The following is a 17175-nucleotide window of genomic DNA, read 5'->3' on the forward strand; positions in this document are numbered from 1 at the left end:
GCGGAGGAGCCCGGGGTCACTGCCGTCCGGTGCGACGGGCTGCTCGGACGGACTGCTCGGCGGAGCCGCGCGGTGACGGTCCGAACGGGTTCGTGCCGCCGGCAGTGCCGGATGCGGCCTGGACGCCCGGCACCAGGTACGGGAACGAGCGGGGGTCGGCCGAGGTCTCGCACCGCACCGGCATGGAAGCGGGCTCCTCCCACACCTCACGGACTCGTGCCCGCAAGGGATCCGCCGACGAAGGGCTCCGTCGGCAGGGGGACCGGTTCCGCCCGCCCGTCGGGCGTCCGCCGGGCGGGCGGATCGAAGCCGGCAGGACCGGCGCCGATGGCCACCGGGCCGCGCAACGCGGGAACGCCCGCCCGGACGCGACCTGTCGGGCGCGATCGGGGCGGGCGCTGCACGGGAGGCCCGGGTCGCGGGACGGCTGACGGTACCGTTCCGCGCCCCGGGGAACCGGGGGTGGGGGCGGGAAGCGAGGGCCCCCGCCGCCCGGTGGGGCGGGCGGCGGGGACAGGGGCGACGGCGGGCCGGGGCAGGTCCGGGACGGCCCGCCGCCGCGCTCGTGGGCCGGCGCGGACCGTACGGCGCCGGTGAGGGGGTGCGGGATCAGAAGCGGGCGACGGTGTAACGGTCGACCGCGTCGTCGTCGAGTTCGAAGCCGAGGCCGGGGCCGGTGGGGACCACCAGGGCGCCGTCGGCGAACTTCGGCGGGTTGAGCAGGATGTTCTCGCGGATCGGGTTGGGGAGGCGGTTGTACTCGTAGGTGCGCAGGTTGGGCGTGGCGGCGCAGAGCTGGAGTGCGGCGCAGAGGCTGACGCCGGAGCCGACGCCGTGCGGGGCGATGTCGACGTGGAAGGCGGAGGCGAGCGCGGACAGGCGCATGGCCTCGGTGATGCCGCCGCAGCGGGCGACGTTGGGCATGAAGACGTCGATGGCCCGGTGGAGCAGGGAGTCCCGGAGGTCGAAGCGGGTGAAGTGGGTCTCGCCGTTGACGACGGTCAGGCCCGTGCGGCGGCGCAGTTCGGCGAGGTTGGCGAGGTCGTCGACCTGGAGCGGCTCCTCGTACCAGGAGATCCCGAGGTCCGCGAGGACGGCGCCGACCCGGGTGGCCTGGTCGAGGTCGTAGGCGCAGTTGACGTCGGTGAGGATCTCGATGTCGTCGCCGACCGCCGCGCGGACGGCGGTGAGGTGGGCGCGGTCGGTGCGCTCGCCCCGGCCGATCTTGACCTTGAGGGCCTTGAAGCCGGCGTCGACGAAGCCGAGGGCCTGCTCGGCGGAGTCCTCCGGGTCGGCGTGCAGGGCGACCGGGCTGGCGTAACAGTCGACGGTCTCGCGGATCGGGCCGCCGAGGAGGCGGTGGACGGGGACACCGGCGAGCTTGCCGCGCAGGTCCCACAGGGCGAGGTCGACGCCCGCCATCGCCTCCAGGTAGAAGCCGCGGTTGTGGCCGCCGGCGGCCTGGCCCTTGAAGAGGCGCTCCCAGATCGCGGCGGTGGCGAGGGCGTCCTGGCCGATCAGCAGCGGGGCCAGGACGGTGGCGACGACGGTGGCGGTGACCTGCGGGCTGGGCAGCCCGTAGGCCTCGCCGATGCCGATCGAGCCGTCCTCGGTGTGGATCTTGACGAGGGTGGCGTACTGGCCCCGGCGGGGCAGGACGAGATGGCTGGAGGCCGGGTACCGCAGCCAGTCCGGCACGTCCTCGGGCGAGTCGTACAGGTCGTCGAAGCTGGCCGACAGGGCCAGCGCCTCGACCTTGGTGATGCGAAGTGGCTGGGTGCTCACGGGGGTTGCTCCTGAGGAGTGCGGGGTCCTCCCCCGGGCGGGGAGGAAGTCGTGGGGGGAGGGTCAGATGCTGGTCAGATGCCGCCGGCGATCTCGCCGCGGGCGGTCTCCCGACCGCCGAGGACGGCGAGCGCGGTGATGGCGCAGGGGGCGGCGACGTGGAGGACGACGGGGGTGACGGAGCCGCCGGCGGCCGCCACCAGGGCGGTGCCGCTTCCGGTTCGTGCGCCGGTTCGGGTGGATCGGGTGGTGCTCATGGGGACTCCGGGTCTGACGGGAGCGGAGCTTGTGACATCAAGGTATGCGATATACGAAAATACCGCCAGAGTTCGCCACCTGTTCGCCGCTCCGGCGGGCCCGCCCCCCGTTCACGGGAACGAGGGCCGGAACGGCGCGGCCGGCGGAGCCGTGACCTCGGTCGGCCGGTCGAGGACGGCGCCCGCCCACGGGTCCGGCTCGGCCAGCCGGTGCCAGGCCGTGGTCAGGTGCATCAGGCCACCGCCGAAGGCCACACTGCTGACGTTCGGAGTGGGGGCGGCGACCTCGGCGCGCAGCCGCCCGAGCGGGTCGTAGCAGTGCACGCGTCCGGCACCCCACAACGCCACCCAGAGGCACCCCCGGTCGTCGACGGTCATGCCGTCCGGCTTCCCCTCCCCCTGCCCGAGCCGGACGAAGGGGCGGGCCGGTCCGAGCCGCCCGCTCTCCGGGTCGACGCCGTGCGAGACGATCAGCCCGCGCGCGCTGTCCGCCAGGAAGAGCGCGGTCCCCGCCGGGTCGAAGACCGGCCCGTTGGGGACGGTCAGGCCCGTCAGCACCCTGTGCACCGAGCCGTCCCGGTCCACGCGGTACAGCGAGCCGGCGCCGGGCTCGGCGTCGGCCGCCATGCTGGTGGCCCAGAAGCGTCCGGCCGGGTCGCACACGGCGTCGTTCATCCGCATCGGCCGGGGCGCGCCGTCCTCCGGCCGGGCGATCCAGTGCGGCTGCGCGCCGGGGCGCAGCAGGGCGATGCCCGGTCCGGCAGCGGCGATCCACGCCCCCGGCCGCCCGTGCACCGGGGCGACCGCGCCGAGCGGCACGTCCAGCCCGGCCTCGCGGCGCAGGTCCACCGGGCCGCAGCCGGGGCGGGTGCTGTACAGCCCGCCCTGCAGCAGGTCGACGAAGTAGAGCCGGCCCTCGTGCCAGCGGGCCCCCTCCCCCAGCCGGAACCGGTCGGGGGAGCGGGCCTCCCAGCCCCCGGAGTCCATGGCCGCGGCCTCCTCTCGCGCGGTCGCCGTCACCGCAGCGCGGTCCCGGGCGCGGCGTCCAGCAGGGTCAGCTCCTCGCGGAAGGGCAGGCCCTCCCAGTCTCCCGCCGCGGCGACCGCGAACGCCCCGGTGGTCACGGCCCGGTCGAGCCGTTCCCCGACCGGCAGGGCGTCGAGCAGCCCGGAGAGGTAGCCCGCGACGAAGGCGTCTCCGGCACCGACGGTGTCCCGGACCGGGACCCGAACGGCGGGCCGGGCGACCGATCCGTCCTCGGTGAAGACCTCGGCGCCGGCGGCGCCGCGCTTGACCACCACCTCACCCACCCCCTGGGCGAGCAGCGCCTCGACGCACTCCGCCTCGTGCCGGACGCCGCGCGGCGCGACCAGGGCGAGCTCGTCGTCGGAGGCCACCAGAACGTCCAGCAGCGGGACCAGCGGACGCAGGGCGGCCGCGGCCTCCTCGGGCGACCAGAGCTTGGCCCGGTAGTTGACGTCCAGGCAGACGGCACTGCCCGTGGCGCGGGCGGCGGCCTCGACGGCGGCCCTGGGGCCCGGGCCGAGGGCCGCGGTGACCCCCGTGAGGTGCACGATCCGGGCGCCCTCGGCGAGTGCGCCGGCCAGGGTGGCGGGCGTGAGCCGGGAGCCGGCCGAGCCGGCGCGGTAGTAGGAGACCCGGGTCAGGTCGGCGACCCGCGGCTCGAACACCACCAGGCCGGTCGGCGCGGTGGCGTCGACGGCGGCGCAGGAGACGTCCACGCCCTCGGCCCGCAGGGTGCGCAGGACCAGGCCGCCGAACTCGTCATCGCCGTTGACGCCGACCCAGCGCACCGAGTGCCCCAGCCGGGCGAGGCCGATGGCGACGTTGGCCTCGGCGCCGGCCACGGACAGGGAGAGCGTCCCGCCGAGCCGCAGGGGGCGGTCGGCGCGCAGGGCCGCCATGGCCTCGCCGAGGGTCAGGACGTCGGGCACGGGAACTCCTCGGCGAGCGAGCGGAAGGCGGCGGCGCGTGCGGGCAGCCCGGCGGTGTCGCCGCCGGTGGAGGCGGCGGTGCCGACCAGCGGGCCGCCGACGCCGACCGCGAGGGCGCCGGCGGCCAGGAAGTCGCGGGCGATCCCGGCGTCCACCCCGCCGACGGGCACGAAGGGGATGTCGGGGAAGGGGTCGCGCAGGGCCCGCAGGTAGCCAGGGCCGCCGAGGCTGCCGGGGAAGAGCTTCACCGCGGTCGCCCCCTCGGACCAGGCGGACGCGATCTCCGTCGGGGTGACCGCGCCGGCCAGCACCGGCATGCCGAGGGACTGTGCCTCGCCGACGGCCTCGGTGAGCCCCGGGGTCACCGCGAAGGCGGCTCCGGCCCGGGCCGCCGCCCGGGCGTCGGCGGCGGTGACCAGGGTGCCGGCGCCGAGCACCGCGTAGGGGCCGAGGGCGGTGCGGGCGCGCTCCAGGACGCCGAGCGCGCCGGCGGTGGTGAGCGAGACCTCCACCAGGTCGATGCCGGACGCGAACAGGGCGAGGACCGCATCCAGGGCGGCGTCGGGGTCGTTCCCCCTGACGATGGCCAGGATCCTGCGGCCCCGCAGCGCGGCGAGAAGGTCGTCTGGGTGCACGGGTGCCTCCGAGGGCTCAGATGATGGATTTAGAATATCGTATACTTTCCCTGCGAGTTCCGGACCCTGCCCGGAGCACTGCCGCACCCGACGAAAGGCGCCCCTCGTGACCCGTACCGCCCTGATCACCGGCGCGGCCGGCGGCATCGGCCGCGCCGTCGCCGCCCGTATGGTGGCCGACGGCCTGCGCGTGGCCGGCCTCGACCTCACCGACCCCCGGCTCCCCGGCGTCGCGTTCCACCGGGCCGACGTGACCGACACCGAGCAGGTCCGCACCGCGGTCGGGCGCGCCGTCGAGGACCTCGGCGGCCTCGACGTGCTGGTCACCTGCGCCGGGATCACCGAGGGCGGCCCGCTGCACCTGACCACCGACGAGGAGTGGCAGCGCGTGCTGTCGGCCAACCTCGGCTCGGTGTTCCGGTGCGTCCGCGAGGTGCTGCCCACGATGATGGCGGCCGGCTCGGGCGCGGTGGTCACCGTCGGCTCCGTCCTGCACCGCACCGCCGCGCCGGGCCTCCCGGCCTACGCCGCGGCGAAGGGCGCGATCGCCGCGCTGAACCGCCAGCTCGCGGTGGACTACGGCCGGTACGGCATCAGCTTCGTCACCCTCTCCCCCGGCTGGGTGCGCACCCCGGCGACCGAGTCCCGCCTCGCACCCGGCGAGGAGGACCTGGTGCGGCTGCGGGAGAGCAACCCGATGCGCACCGTCGTCGACGCCGAGGCCGTCGCCGAGGCCGTCTCGTTCGCCGCATCCCCGGCCGCGGGCCTGATCACCGGCTCCGAGCTGGTACTGGACGCGGGCGCGTCCGTGGTCAGCCCGGCCAGCCTGCTGCGCGACGCCCACCGCGAGCGGATGGGGCTCCCGCCGCTCGACCCCCACTGAGCCGGCCGGACACCCGGCCGTGGCGGCGGCACGCGATCCCCTCGTATGCCGCCGCCGCGGCGCGTCCAGCCCGCGGACGGGCCGGGATCACCGCCCCTCGTCCTCCTTGTCCTCCTTGTCCACCTCGTGCACCTCGTCCACCTCGTGCACCTCGTCCACCTCGTCCACCTCGTGCGCCGCCTGGGAGCCGATGTGGGCGCGCGCGGCGTCGGCCGCCGCACGGGGATCACGCCGGTGCAGCGCCGCCATGATGGCGTCGTGCTCGTCGACCACCGAGCGCCAGTTCCGCTCGCCGAGCGGCGCCGCGATGCGGTAGCGGCGGATGGTGAGCAGCAGCTGCTCGGTCAGGTCGCACAGGATCCGGTAGCCGGCCGCCTCCGCCAGGAGCCGGTGGAAGCGGGAGTTCAGCTCGGCCATCTCGGCGGTGGCGCCGCGCACCAGGGCCTCGCGCATCCGGCCCTGGACCTCCTGCAACTCGGCGAGCCGCCGCTCGTCGACGTTCTGCACGGCGAGTTCGGCGATCAGCGCCTCGATCGCCCCGCGCGCGAGGAAGACACCACGCATCTCCGTGGCGTCGACGCCCGCCACGGTGACGCCCGCGTGCACGCGGGAGACCAGCAGCCCGTCCGACTCCAGCCGCTTCACCGCCTCGCGGATCGGGATCTTGCTGACTCCGAAGCGGCGGGCGAGTTCGTCCATGTTGATCCGCTCGCCGGCCTTGAGGTCCCCCCGGGCGATGGCGCTGCGCAGGCTCTCGTAGGCGAGGTCGGCCTTGCTCTTCACGGCGGGGATGCGCTCCGCCCAGCTGCTTCCATTCATTCGTCGATGGTATGCGATATTCCATCACCCTGGAATGCCGAATCCCCTCGCGTCAAGCCGGGCCAGGCTGGCGCTTTGACCGTTTTCTCCCAGCGTGTTGCCATATCGTATTTCATATACTATCGGTGGACGACCGGGTCGAGCGACACCGTCGAGAGCTGCGGCGAGCGCGGCCTGCTCCTGGTCGCGGCACTCAGCAGCACCTGGGGCGCGCTGCGGACGAACGCGGGCCAACTGGTCTGGGCCGAGCTCGTCGCCGACTGAGGCCGCCGCCGCGACGACGCCCCGGACCGCGGGGGCGAAACGTCCCGCAGCACCCCTGTCCGCCGTTTCGTATATCAGATACTCTGCGCCATCATCCTGACTCCACCCTTCAAGGAGTTCCCCATGGCGCGCCTCTCCCACCGACTCATCGCCACCGCGCTGGCCACCGCCTCGGCGCTCACCGCCGGCGCCTGCTCCGCTGGTCCGCCGGTCCGGGCGCCGGGGCGCACCACGATCACCTTCTGGACGATGCCCTTCTGGATCGGCCGGCCGAACAACCTGAAGCACCTGATCGAGGACTTCAACGCCTCCCAGAGCAGCATCGACGTCCAGCTCACCGTGCTGGACTGGCAGACCGGGCGGGAGACCATCAAGAAGGCCGTCCTGGACGGCCGGGGCCCCGACGTCTGGCTGGCCAACAACGGCCTTGAGCTCGACCTCCTGACCGCCGCCAGGCTGGCCCCGCTCGACACCCTCGGCTACACCGCCGAGGACCTCGGCCGGTTCCGGCCCATGGTCAAGGTCAACGAGTACCAGGGCCGCCTCTACGGAGCACCGCTGTACTTCGACGTCAACGTGCTGCTCTACCGCAAGGACATCCTCCAGCAGTACGGCTTCCCCACCCCGCCGACGACCTGGGACGAGCTGAAGTCGACCGCCGCCGCCATCACCGGCCGCTCGGCCGCGGCGGGGAAGAAGGTGATGGGCTGGCAGTTCAAGGGCATGGACGACCACCTCAACGCCATCAACCCGACCTGGGAGAGCTTCCTCTGCCAGGCCGGCGGCACCCTCACCTCGCCCGACTTCAAGGCCTCCACCCAGAACACCGAGGCCGGGCGCACCGCCATGACCTACATGAAGTCCTTCTACACCGACCGGACTTCCGCCACCGGCACCAGCGCCCTCAACGGCTTCGTCGACGGCGAGGTCGCGATGTTCTCCTTCTACCAGAGCGTCATCTCCGACATCGCCGCCGGGAACGAGAAGACCAAGGGCAAGTGGGCCGTCGCCCCGATGCCCGTCGGCCCGAAGAGCGGCTGCTCCGCCGTCGGCGGCCACAGTCTGGTCGCCCGCGCCGGCCTGCCGGACCCGGAAGCCGCCGGAACGTTCATGCGCTGGCTCGGCTCACCGTCGACCAGCGCCCAGTTCATGGAGTTCCACGGGATCTTCCCGTACGACACCGCCAAGGTCCCGCGCGAGACCAAGGTCGTGGTCGACTCCACCTACAACACCGATCCCAGCTGGGCCGCGATCACGACCCAGTTCGACCGCAGCACCCCGGACCTCCTGCTCCAGGACCGGCACGCCTTCCAGGCCCGCTGGGACGCCCAGAAGGCCGACGTCGTCGCCGGCGTCGACGGACGGACGCCCGTCGACCAGGCCCTGCGCAGCATCGACGGCAAGGTCGGCAAGGAGCTGAACGGCGGCTGATCCCGGCCTGCCGCAACTGCTCCGGCTCGCAGCACACATGACAGCGCCGTCGTCGTCCGGCAGCGCCGCGGGGGCGAACGCGCCGCCGGCCCGCCCGTCCGTCGCCGACGGTCCGGCGGCCGGTCCGGCGGGGTGCCGGACCGGCCTCGGGACCGACACGCGTGCGGGCCCGGCCCGGTGGCGTGCGGCTCAGAGGTCCGCGGCCTCCTCGACCCTCTTCCAGTCGACGAACTTGAAGTCGGTGCTGGTCCGCTCCTCGCCGTGCGGATCCGTCACGGCCGGGGTGTCGCGGCCGTCCTGGACCACGAGCAGGCCGTGGGGGAAGCGGCGGCCGAGCGGGGCGCCGGTCACGGCGGCGCCGTCGCACTCCTCCGAGCCGTCCGGCGAGCCCGCCGCGGAGCCGGCGCCGATGCGGAAGGTGCGCACGAACTCGTTGTCGTCGTCACGGTCGAACACCGCGAAGGTGTTGTCACCCTGGCTGGAGACGAGCAGGTAGCCGTCGTCCTTCGGGTCCTCCGGGTCCCGCCAGATGGTCAGGCCCTCGACGTCCGCGCTGATGTGCTTGCCGCCGTAGCCGGGGTCCGCGCCCTCGACGCACTCCTCGGTCGCCGGGTCGTAGACGGCGGGCCGTCCGAAGGAGCGGACCTTCTCGACGAGTTCGAGCTCGTCGTCGTCCGTCACGTCGACCTTCAGGTCCGCGTCGAGCTTCCAGATGCCGACGTCCTCCTGCCCGACGTACAGCTCCCCGCTGTCCGGGTCCACCACCATGCCCTCGACCTGCGGGAGTTCACCCGGTTCGGCGCACGGGGTCCAGCGGGTGCCGTCGGGCAGCGGGAAGGACGAGGGCAGTGCCACCGTCCGCACCACCCGGTAGCCGATCCGCCCGGCGGAGGTGGCGGTGAGCTCGGCCAGGGCCAGCTCGGTGCCGTGCCGGCGGCTGGTGACGGCGTAGGAGCGGCCGCTGTCCTCGTCGGTCCAGGTGGCCAGTCCGTAGGCGGTGCGCTGGTCGTTCACCTCGTCCTGGTCGGCGGAGAAGACGAACGGGGCCCGCGCCTCGTCGGTGACGTCGGTCAGCGGAGCGGTCGGATCGGCGCCGTCGATGCGGTAGATCCGGATCCGGTCGCGGCCCCGGTCGGAGACCACCGCCACGTCGTGGCGCCGGCCGTCGGGGAAGCGGAGGCCGCTCACCAGGTCGACGTTGTTGAAACGGCCCGGCTTGTCGCCGGGGCGCGGGGCGGCGGGCGCGGCCAGCGACTGCGCCTGGCGGCCGTCGAGGTCGTAGACCCGCAGGCCGCCCTGCTTGGCGGTGGCGATGACCAGACTGCGGTCCGGGTCCGCGGCATTGCGCCAGATCGCGGGGTCGTCCGCGTTCGAGCCGCCACCCGCCTCGTCGTCGAACAGCGCGGGTGTCTCGACCTTGGCGGTCACCACCGGGATCCCGTCGGCGGGTTGGCGCGCCGCTGCGGGAGCGATCCCCGCGGCGGGAGCGATCCCCACGCCGAGGGTCAGGGCGGTTGCCGCGGCGAGGGTCACGGTGCGGTGCGGGAGCTTGCGCACGAGGTCTCTCCTGTCGTCTGCGTGCCGGGAGCGTTCACCTCCGCCGCGCGGTGGGACGGCGGGCGGCGGACGACATCCCACCTCCCACAGGGGTCCTGGAGGTGACGGAGAGGCATCGGGCGGCCATCGACCAGAAGAATTGGTATACCATATACCCGAGGGCATGCGGACGACCCCGCCGGCAACTCCGCCGTCGGGGTCGTCCGTCCCGCCTGACAGCCCCGGCCGTCAGGCGCCCCCGCCGACCGGGACCAGCTTCCAGCGCTGCTGCGCCTTGCCGTTGGCCGGCTGCTGGAACACCTTGGCCCCGGCGGTCTTCGACCCGCCGGTGTCCGCGAGTTGGCCGTCCGAGCGGCTCTCCAGGACGTACCCGCCCCCGTCCGAGGGTGCGACCAGCCACTGCTGCCCGGTGCCGCCGTCCCCGGTCCACAGGTTGAGCGCCGCGCCGGGCACCACCGAGCCCCCGGTGACCGCCAGCACCTTCCCGCTGGCCACCCCGGTGACGGTGTAGTAGCCGCCCGGGGCGGCCGTCAGGCGCCACTGCTGGTTGCCGCCCCCGTTGGCGTCCCACTGCACGACCGCGGTCCCGTCGGCCGTCCCCCGGCCCGAGGCGTCGAGGACCTTGCCGCTGTCCACGTTGACCAGGGTGTACGTCCCGTCCAGCGCGGGCCGGGCTCCCGGGGAGATCTCCAGGTTCGCGAACTGCGCCCCCTGGTAGCCACCGGTCCCCAGGCCGATCTGGCCCGCCCCCCAGTCCCCGTCCTGGGCGGTGCCGACCACCGCGCCGTCGATCCGCGCGGTGATGGTCCGCCCCGCGAAGGTGAGCGCCAGCCGGTGCCAGGTGCCGGTCCCGGGTGCGGCGACGGTGCCGCCCGCCAGTGTGGTGAAGGCCCAGTTGCCGTCCGACTTGGTGAGCGCCCACGCTCCCGTGTCGGACAGCCGCAGGTGATAGGCGTTCAGCCCCTTGTTGTTGCGCCGCTGGGTGCCGGCCCGGCCGAGCAGTTCCACACCGCCGGGCTGCTCCAGCAGGGCGTCCGCGCTCACCGTGTAGTCGGACCAGTCGAGCCCGCCCATCAGGGTGTAGGGGTGGTTGCTCGCCTCGTCCGTCCAGCGGATCGGGGAGAGCGGGGCCTGCTGGCGCAGACACCTCCCGGACCGCCCGCCCGCGCACGGCGCCGTCTCGAACGCGCCGTTCATGGTCGAGAAGTACCGGACCTCCTGGCCGGGCCCGGTACCGGCCAGGGCGTCCGCGTAGGGCAGCCCGAGCAGCGAGCGGGCCGGGCCGGTCGCAGTGCTCGCGCCCTGGCCGGTGGTGGTGGTCACCGTGTAGAGGCGGCCGGGTTGCAGGGTGAGGGTGTACGTGCCGGAGGAGGCGGAGAGGTCGGCGCCGCGGACCATCCGGCCGGGCGAGGCCGGGCCCGACAGGTCGGTGGACCACACCCGCAGGGTGCCGCCAGGCAGCCCGCCGGCCACCTTGAGGGTCACCGTCTGCGGGGCGGTCGCGTCCATCGTCTCCAGGACGGTGGACCAGGCCGACCCGTCCGGCGCGCGGTAGCCGACATAGCTGCCGTTGGCGCGGTTGCCGCCGAGGTAGCCGGAGGCCGTGTCGAGGTACCGCCAGCCGGGCTCGGTGAACTGGGTGGTCTGGGCGGTGGCCCAGGTGCTGCGCCCGACGGCGTACGCGCCGGACCAGGGCTGGTCGGCGACGACCAGGCCCATGGTGTTGAAGGAGAGGTTCTGGTAGATCGAGGCGACCAGCGGCCAGTTGAGGAAGCCGGTCATCTTCGCGTCCAGGTAGCCGCGGTTGATGCCACGGGCGAGGGCCGGCGCCCCGGCGTTGGCGTCGTCGGAGCCGTTCTCGGCGGCCCACAGCTGCTTGCCGGTGGCCAGGGCGTCCGGCGTGGTGGCGCAACTGGTCATCGCGGAGCGGTACTTGCAGGGGTAGTGGACGCCGACGATGTCCACGGCGTCCGCGAGGGCGCTGTCCTTGCGCATCGCGGTGGCGATGTCCCAGTTGTCGTCGGCGCCGACGATCCTGGTCGAGGCGTACCCCTTGGCGTCGAGCGCGGTCCGGAGGTTCTTGTACCAGGCCGCGTCGAACTCGCGCTCGTTCCAGCCCCCGAGGTAGTCGACGGCCAGGTGGTGCTGCCGGGCGCAGCCCAGCCAGTCCATCAGGTAGTCGATCATGTCCTGGGACCAGAACCTTCCGTTGCCGATCCAGCCCGGTGCGCCCCAGGACAGTGCGTACAGCTTGATCGCGGGGTTGCGGATCCTGGCCTGCTCCATGACCCACCACTCGTAGCCGGCCTGGCAGTTGACCGCTCCGCGGGTGTGTTCGTGGCTGGTCTCGGCGCCGTCGGTGGAGTTGGTGTCGCCGCCGATCTCCACCTTGAGGAGTTGCAGCGCGGCGCCGTCCCCCGGCTTGAAGAGGTGGTCGAGGATCTGGGAGCGCTGCGGCTCGGGGTAGTCGAGGAGCAGCCGGGTGTTCCCGCCGCCGCCGCTGATCGCGCCGACGCCGTCGAAGACGCGTCCACGGCTCCTGCCGTCGACGGTGACGGCGGTCGTGACGGCTGCGCTCGTGGCGCTCGCCGTGCTCATGGCGGCGGTGGCGCTCGTGGCAGCAGTGACGGCAGTGACGCTCGTGGTGCTCGTGGCGGCGGTGGCCGGCGCGATACCGGTCCAGCCGACGAGAAGCGCCCAGCAGAGCGCCAGGGCGGTGAGGGCGGGGATCCCGGAGGTCCGGGTCCGGTCGGAGGCGTGGGGTCGGGTCCGCGGTGCCGTACACATGGGTGGATGTGTCTCCAGCGTGGCAGGGACGGGGCGTTGGCGGATTCCGCGAGGGCCTCGGCATCCGTCGGGCACGCTAGGACCGCCGATCCGATCGCGTCAATGGAGAACGACCAGGAAATCGCGCATTCGACAGAACGATCAGCTTTACGGATCGATTTGGATCGTTCAATCAGTTTCTCTTGACGCCCGTCCGGCGCCCCGCCCAAGATGACGGGGTGCGGGCCCCGCCCCGCCGGCCGCCGCGCCCCCGAGAGGACCCATGAGCACTCCCCGGAATCCCGGCCCCGCCTACCTCGAAGACCGCTCCCCCGGCACCGACGCCCTGCCTCCCCGCGCGTGGTACCCGGGATCCGACGCCGCCCGCCTGGACCTCGGCGGCCGCTGGCGCTTCCGGCTGTCGCCCACCGCCGACGCCCACGACGACGCCTTCGCCCGCCCCGGCCACGACACCTCGGCCTGGGCCGAACTCACCGTGCCCGGCCACTGGGTGCTCCAGGGCGACGGCGCACACGGCGCCCCCGCGTACACCAACGTCACCTACCCCTTCCCGGTCGATCCGCCCCGGGTGCCCGACGAGAACCCGACCGGCGACCACCTCCGGTCCTTCGACCTGCCCGCCGACTGGCCGGCCGGTGGCTCCGCCGTGCTGCGCTTCGAGGGCGTCGACTCCTGCGCCCGGGTCTGGCTGAACGGGCAGGAGCTCGGCACCTTCAAGGGCAGCCGGCTGCCGTCCGAGTTCCCGGTGGGCGCCCTGCTGCGGCCCGCCGGGAACGTGCTGGCCGTCCGCGTCCACCAGTGGTCGTCCGGGAGCTACCTGGAGGACCAGGACCAGTGGTGGCTGCCCGGGATCTTCCGCGAGGTCACCCTGCTGCACCAGCCCGAGGGGGCGGCCGGCGACTTCTTCGTCCACGCCTCGTACGACCACCGCTCGGGGCTCGGCACCCTGCGCGTCGACAGCGAGGTGCCGGGCCGCGTCACCGTCCCGGAACTGGCGCTCGACCTCGCCACCGGCGAGACCGCCGTCGCCCCGGTGGAGGCGTGGAACGCCGAGGTCCCGCGCCTGTACGCCGCCGAACTGGCGACGGCGGGTGAGCGCGTCCCCCTGCGGATCGGCTTCCGCACCGTCGCGGTCGAGGACGGTCTGTTCAAGGTCAACGGCCGCCGGATCCTCTTCCGCGGGGTGAACCGCCACGAGTTCCACCCCGCCACCGGCCGCACGCTGGACCGCGCGACCATGCGCGAGGACCTGCTGCTGATGAAGCGGCACAACATCAACGCGGTGCGCACCAGCCACTACCCGCCGCACCCCGCCTTCCTCGACCTGTGCGACGAGCTCGGTCTCTGGGTGATCGACGAGTGCGACCTGGAGACCCACGGATTCCACCTCGCCGGCTGGCGGGGCAACCCGGCCGACGACGACCGCTGGACCCCGGCCCTGCTGGACCGGGCCGCCCGCATGGTCGAACGCGACAAGAACCACCCCAGCGTCGTCCTCTGGTCGCTCGGCAACGAGTCGGGCTCCGGCCGCGGCCTCACCGCCATGGCCTCCTGGATCCGCGACCGCGACCCGTCCCGGCCGCTCCACTACGAGGGCGACCCGTCCTGCCGGGACACCGACGTGTACTCCCGGATGTACGCCGACCACGCCGAGGTCGAACGCATCGGCCGCCGCACGGACGGCGGCCCCGAGCGGCGCGGCCAACTGCCCTTCCTGCTCTGCGAGTACGCCCATGCCATGGGCAACGGGCCCGGCGGACTGGCCGAGTACCAGCGGCTGTTCGAGACCTACGAGCGCTGCCAGGGCGGCTTCGTCTGGGAGTGGATCGACCACGGCCTCCACCATCCGGAGCTCGGCCACGCCTACGGCGGCGACTTCGGCGAGGACGTGCACGACGGCAACTTCGTCTGCGACGGCCTGCTGCTGCCCGACCGCACGCCCTCCCCCGGGCTCGTCGAGTACGCGAAGGTGGTCGAGCCGGTCCGGATCGAACCCGGGGACGACCCGGGCGCCGTCCGGGTCACCAACCTGCACGACTTCGCCGACCTGTCCGGGCTGGTGTTCACCTGCACCCACGAGGCCGACGGCACGACCCCGTTCACCCGCACGCTGGACGTCCCACCGCTGGGGCCCCGCGAGTCCGCCGAGGTGACGCTGCCACCGCCACCCCGCAGGGCGTCCGGCGAGGCCTGGTGGACGGTGCGCGCGTCGCTCGCCGGGCCCACCCCGTGGGCACCTGCGGGGCACACCGTGGCCTGGGGGCAACTCCCCGCCGGCCACGGCCGGCCGGCCCTTCCCGGGGCCCGCGGCCGGGCGCCGCACGGCCGGGACGGCCTGGTCCTGCTGGGCCCCGCCGCGTTCGACGCCCGGACCGGCGCCCTGACCCGGCTCGGCGACGTCCCCGTCACGGGACCGCGGCCGGACGTGTGGCGCGCGCCCACCGACAACGACCGCGGCGCGCCGTGGGCCCCGGGCGAACAGCTCGCCCGCCAGTGGCACGAGCTCGGCCTGCACCGGATGCGCCACCGGCTCGACGGCATCGAGCTGACGGCCGACACCCTGGAGGTGCGCACCAGGACGGCGCCCGCCGGCAGCGCGCTGGGCCTGCGGACCGTCCACCGCTGGACCGCCGACGCGGACCTGCTGCGGCTGACCGTCACCGTCGCGCCCGAGGGCGACTGGACGCTCCCCCTCCCCCGGCTGGGTGTCCGGATGGGCCTGCCGGCGGCCTTCGGACGGGCGCGGTGGTTCGGCGGCGGGCCGGGCGAGGCCTACCCGGACACCCGGTCCGCCGCACGGATCGGCCTCCACCGGCTCGACGTCGACGAGCTGCAGACCCGGTACGTGCGCCCCCAGGAGAACGGCGCCCGTACCGACGTGCGCTGGGCCGAACTCGACGACGGCGTCACCACGGTGCGGATCGAGGGCGATCCGCCGTTCTGGTTCACCGCCCGCCGCTGGACGTCCGAACAGCTCGCCGCCGCCCGCCACCGACCGGACCTGGTGCCGGGCGACACGGTGTGGCTGAACCTCGACCACGCCCAGCACGGCATCGGCTCCGCCTCCTGCGGCCCCGGGGTCCTCCCCGAGCACCGCCTGACGGCCGGCCCGGCCGAGTTCACCTTCGTCCTGTCCGCCCGCGCGGCCTGACGCGGCCGGCCCGAGGGGCGACCATCGGGGACGGGGCCTCGTCGCGCGCGGATCCGGCGGTCAGCGCCGGGCCGGTCACGGCTGGTCGGTCACCGCCGGTCGATCACCATCGGCCGGTCACCGCCGGCGGGTCACCGCTGGTCGGTCAGCGCCGGCCGGTCACCGTCGGCGGGTCACCGCTGGTCGGTCAGCGTGACCGCACGGGAGTCCCGTGCGACCGTGCTGACCGACCGCGGGACCAGCCCCGCCATGTCGATCTCCTGCAGCTCCGCCGTGGCCTTCGCCTCGCCGCCGTGCACCGCCGGGACGAAGGCGGCCGGGGCTCCGGCTTCCCACGGGCGCTCGGCGCCGTCGCAGACGACGTTCCCGGCCCCGATGCCGAGGCGGACGCTCTCCTGTTGGACGGTCGCCCTGATCTGGTGCGCCACGCCTGCGGAGGAGGTGCAACGGTAGGTCCCGGAGAGGTGGATCGATCCGTCCGCCCCGATGGTGACCTCCGAGGACACGGAGATCTCATCGCCGAGGGCCGTGGCATGCGCCGGGGCGGTGAACGCCACGGCGCCCAGTGCGGCGAGCGCGACCATCATCATGCGGGGGCCGGACACGGCCATCGTTCCTCCTGCGGGGCGGGTTTGCGGGGTCTCCGAATTTCGGACGAAGCGCACTGTACTGGTACATGACGGCCAATTCGCTCCGCGGATTCACTCCACGGGATCGTGTCGCCGTGCGACGTTTCCCGCCCGGACGCGCGGAGCCCGCCGGGGCGGACGGCGACCTCCTCGACGACCCGACCGGCCGGCTCCGCGCCCTCGCCGGCAGCACCGGTCACCACGACGACGCGACCCTGCTCGTGCTCGTGCGGCGGCGGGGCCCGGTGTCGCCCGTATCGGCGAATGCGGGGAACCGGGCGGTGATCGACCCCGTGTTACGGAGATCCGTGGGATGGGCGGCACACCTCCGTGCCCGCCGGACGACCAGCACACGGGAGCACCCGCATGACCATCGACCGCAGGACCGCCCTTCGGCTCACCTCGCTGACCGCCGCCGGCGCGGGCCTCACCGCCGGGCTGAGCGGAGTCGCCCACGCCGACGCCCCCGCTCGGCAGCTGATCCTGACGGGGAAGCGGACGGCCGCCGACATCCCGGACGTGCTCGTACCGGGCACGCCCTACTTCGTCCACTACGAGCTGCGGGACCAGGCCGGCAACCCGGCCGGCACCGAGAGCGCGCAGTGCACGCCGGTCACCGTCGGGCTGGACGACGCGTTCGTCCTCGCCTCCCTGGTGCTGCTCCTCGGCGACGACATGATCACCGCCTCGACCGCCTACCGGCGCCCGCTGCCCTCCCTGACCGAGGTCGCCGTCAACCCCCGCCAGTGGTCCCACCTGTTCGCGATCACCGGCGGAACCGGCAGCTACGACGACGCCTCCGGATCCATCACGATCGAGCACCTGACCCGGGACGACGACGTCCTCACCGTCGACCTCGACTGACGCCCCGAGCCCGCCGCGGCCCGCACACCCGCGAAGGGCGGCGGGCCGTGGCGGTAGGCGCGGTGGCCGGGTGCCGGGTGCCGGGTGCCGGGTGCCGGGCCGGATCGTGGTGCTGGTGGTCAGGACCGTGGGAAAGCGGCATCAGTGCGCTCCTGGGC

At 74.0% G+C, this 17175-nt stretch carries 14 protein-coding genes; 5 read left to right on the forward strand and 9 right to left on the reverse strand.

Translation table 11 applies throughout. The annotated features are described in order from the left end of the window. Positions 1 to 609: 609 nt before the first annotated feature. The 5 genes from ACFC1F_RS37650 to ACFC1F_RS37670 all read right to left on the reverse strand — a co-directional run bounded on the left by ACFC1F_RS37650 (position 610) and on the right by ACFC1F_RS37670 (position 4632). Complete coding sequence (locus tag ACFC1F_RS37650) at positions 610 to 1785, reverse strand: mandelate racemase/muconate lactonizing enzyme family protein (RefSeq protein ID WP_376165396.1); 1176 nt, start codon at positions 1783 to 1785, stop codon at positions 610 to 612. A gap of 74 nt (positions 1786 to 1859) precedes the next feature. Next, positions 1860 to 2042 (reverse strand): hypothetical protein, encoded by a 183-nt coding sequence (locus ACFC1F_RS37655; protein WP_376165398.1) that lies wholly within the window; start codon positions 2040 to 2042, stop codon positions 1860 to 1862. A gap of 111 nt (positions 2043 to 2153) precedes the next feature. After that, complete coding sequence (locus ACFC1F_RS37660; protein ID WP_376165400.1) at positions 2154 to 3029, reverse strand: SMP-30/gluconolactonase/LRE family protein; 876 nt, start codon at positions 3027 to 3029, stop codon at positions 2154 to 2156. A gap of 29 nt (positions 3030 to 3058) precedes the next feature. Beyond that, on the reverse strand, positions 3059 to 3967 hold the full coding sequence (locus ACFC1F_RS37665) for a sugar kinase (RefSeq protein ID WP_376165422.1): 909 nt from the start codon (positions 3965 to 3967) through the stop codon (positions 3059 to 3061). A gap of 14 nt (positions 3968 to 3981) precedes the next feature. Next, positions 3982 to 4632 (reverse strand): bifunctional 4-hydroxy-2-oxoglutarate aldolase/2-dehydro-3-deoxy-phosphogluconate aldolase, encoded by a 651-nt coding sequence (locus tag ACFC1F_RS37670; RefSeq protein ID WP_376165402.1) that lies wholly within the window; start codon positions 4630 to 4632, stop codon positions 3982 to 3984. Positions 4633 to 4738: 106 nt separating this feature from the next. On the opposite strand from ACFC1F_RS37670, the gene ACFC1F_RS37675 reads away from it, so the two are divergent. Beyond that, positions 4739 to 5515, forward strand: a complete 777-nt coding sequence (locus ACFC1F_RS37675; protein WP_376165404.1) for an SDR family NAD(P)-dependent oxidoreductase — start codon at positions 4739 to 4741, stop codon at positions 5513 to 5515. An 87-nt stretch (positions 5516 to 5602) separates the two neighbouring features. Here ACFC1F_RS37675 and ACFC1F_RS37680 read toward each other — a convergent pair whose 3' ends face one another. Next, positions 5603 to 6334 (reverse strand): GntR family transcriptional regulator, encoded by a 732-nt coding sequence (locus ACFC1F_RS37680; protein WP_376165406.1) that lies wholly within the window; start codon positions 6332 to 6334, stop codon positions 5603 to 5605. A gap of 75 nt (positions 6335 to 6409) precedes the next feature. Between ACFC1F_RS37680 and ACFC1F_RS37685 the strand changes: the two genes are divergently transcribed. Both ACFC1F_RS37685 and ACFC1F_RS37690 read left to right on the forward strand, forming a co-directional pair. After that, the gene (locus tag ACFC1F_RS37685) at positions 6410 to 6598 is read left to right on the forward strand and encodes a hypothetical protein (protein ID WP_376165408.1); all 189 of its coding nucleotides are present in this window, start codon (positions 6410 to 6412) and stop codon (positions 6596 to 6598) included. Between the two features lie 123 nt (positions 6599 to 6721). Then, positions 6722 to 8029: an ABC transporter substrate-binding protein gene (locus ACFC1F_RS37690; protein ID WP_376165410.1), complete on the forward strand. Its 1308-nt coding sequence runs from the start codon at positions 6722 to 6724 to the stop codon at positions 8027 to 8029. Between the two features lie 189 nt (positions 8030 to 8218). On the opposite strand, the gene ACFC1F_RS37695 is transcribed toward ACFC1F_RS37690, so the two are convergent. Beyond that, positions 8219 to 9586, reverse strand: coding sequence for a phytase (locus ACFC1F_RS37695; RefSeq protein WP_376165412.1), 1368 nt, complete (start codon positions 9584 to 9586; stop codon positions 8219 to 8221). A 228-nt stretch (positions 9587 to 9814) separates the two neighbouring features. Continuing rightward, positions 9815 to 12373 carry an RICIN domain-containing protein gene (locus ACFC1F_RS37700; RefSeq protein WP_376165414.1) on the reverse strand — a complete coding sequence of 853 codons (2559 nt, stop codon included), beginning with the start codon at positions 12371 to 12373 and terminating at the stop codon, positions 9815 to 9817. 262 nt (positions 12374 to 12635) lie between these two features. Here ACFC1F_RS37700 and ACFC1F_RS37705 point away from each other — a divergent pair, with 262 nt between their 5' ends. Further along, positions 12636 to 15524, forward strand: a complete 2889-nt coding sequence (locus tag ACFC1F_RS37705) for a glycoside hydrolase family 2 TIM barrel-domain containing protein (RefSeq protein WP_376165416.1) — start codon at positions 12636 to 12638, stop codon at positions 15522 to 15524. A 173-nt stretch (positions 15525 to 15697) separates the two neighbouring features. On the opposite strand, the gene ACFC1F_RS37710 is transcribed toward ACFC1F_RS37705, so the two are convergent. Then, entirely contained in the window at positions 15698 to 16129 is a 432-nt protein-coding gene (locus ACFC1F_RS37710; protein WP_376165418.1) for a DUF6299 family protein, read from the reverse strand. Between the two features lie 390 nt (positions 16130 to 16519). On the opposite strand from ACFC1F_RS37710, the gene ACFC1F_RS37715 reads away from it, so the two are divergent. Beyond that, positions 16520 to 17017, forward strand: a complete 498-nt coding sequence (locus tag ACFC1F_RS37715; RefSeq protein ID WP_376165420.1) for a hypothetical protein — start codon at positions 16520 to 16522, stop codon at positions 17015 to 17017. Positions 17018 to 17175 lie beyond the last annotated feature (158 nt).

The sequence above is a fragment of the Kitasatospora sp. NPDC056181 genome, from assembly GCF_042266225.1.
Classification (GTDB): Bacteria; Actinomycetota; Actinomycetes; order Streptomycetales; family Streptomycetaceae; genus Kitasatospora.

Bases quoted from the DNA above. Each gene is read 5' to 3' on its own strand.
- ACFC1F_RS37690 (WP_376165410.1), top strand. From the start codon at position 6,722: ATGGCGCGCCTCTCCCACCGACTCATCGCCACCGCGCTGGCCACCGCC.
- ACFC1F_RS37700 (WP_376165414.1), bottom strand. From the start codon at position 12,373: ATGTGTACGGCACCGCGGACCCGACCCCACGCCTCCGACCGGACCCGG.
- ACFC1F_RS37655 (WP_376165398.1), bottom strand. From the start codon at position 2,042: ATGAGCACCACCCGATCCACCCGAACCGGCGCACGAACCGGAAGCGGC.
- ACFC1F_RS37715 (WP_376165420.1), top strand. From the start codon at position 16,520: ATGACCATCGACCGCAGGACCGCCCTTCGGCTCACCTCGCTGACCGCC.
- ACFC1F_RS37660 (WP_376165400.1), bottom strand. From the start codon at position 3,029: ATGGACTCCGGGGGCTGGGAGGCCCGCTCCCCCGACCGGTTCCGGCTG.
- ACFC1F_RS37665 (WP_376165422.1), bottom strand. From the start codon at position 3,967: ATGGCGGCCCTGCGCGCCGACCGCCCCCTGCGGCTCGGCGGGACGCTC.
- ACFC1F_RS37680 (WP_376165406.1), bottom strand. From the start codon at position 6,334: ATGAATGGAAGCAGCTGGGCGGAGCGCATCCCCGCCGTGAAGAGCAAG.
- ACFC1F_RS37705 (WP_376165416.1), top strand. From the start codon at position 12,636: ATGAGCACTCCCCGGAATCCCGGCCCCGCCTACCTCGAAGACCGCTCC.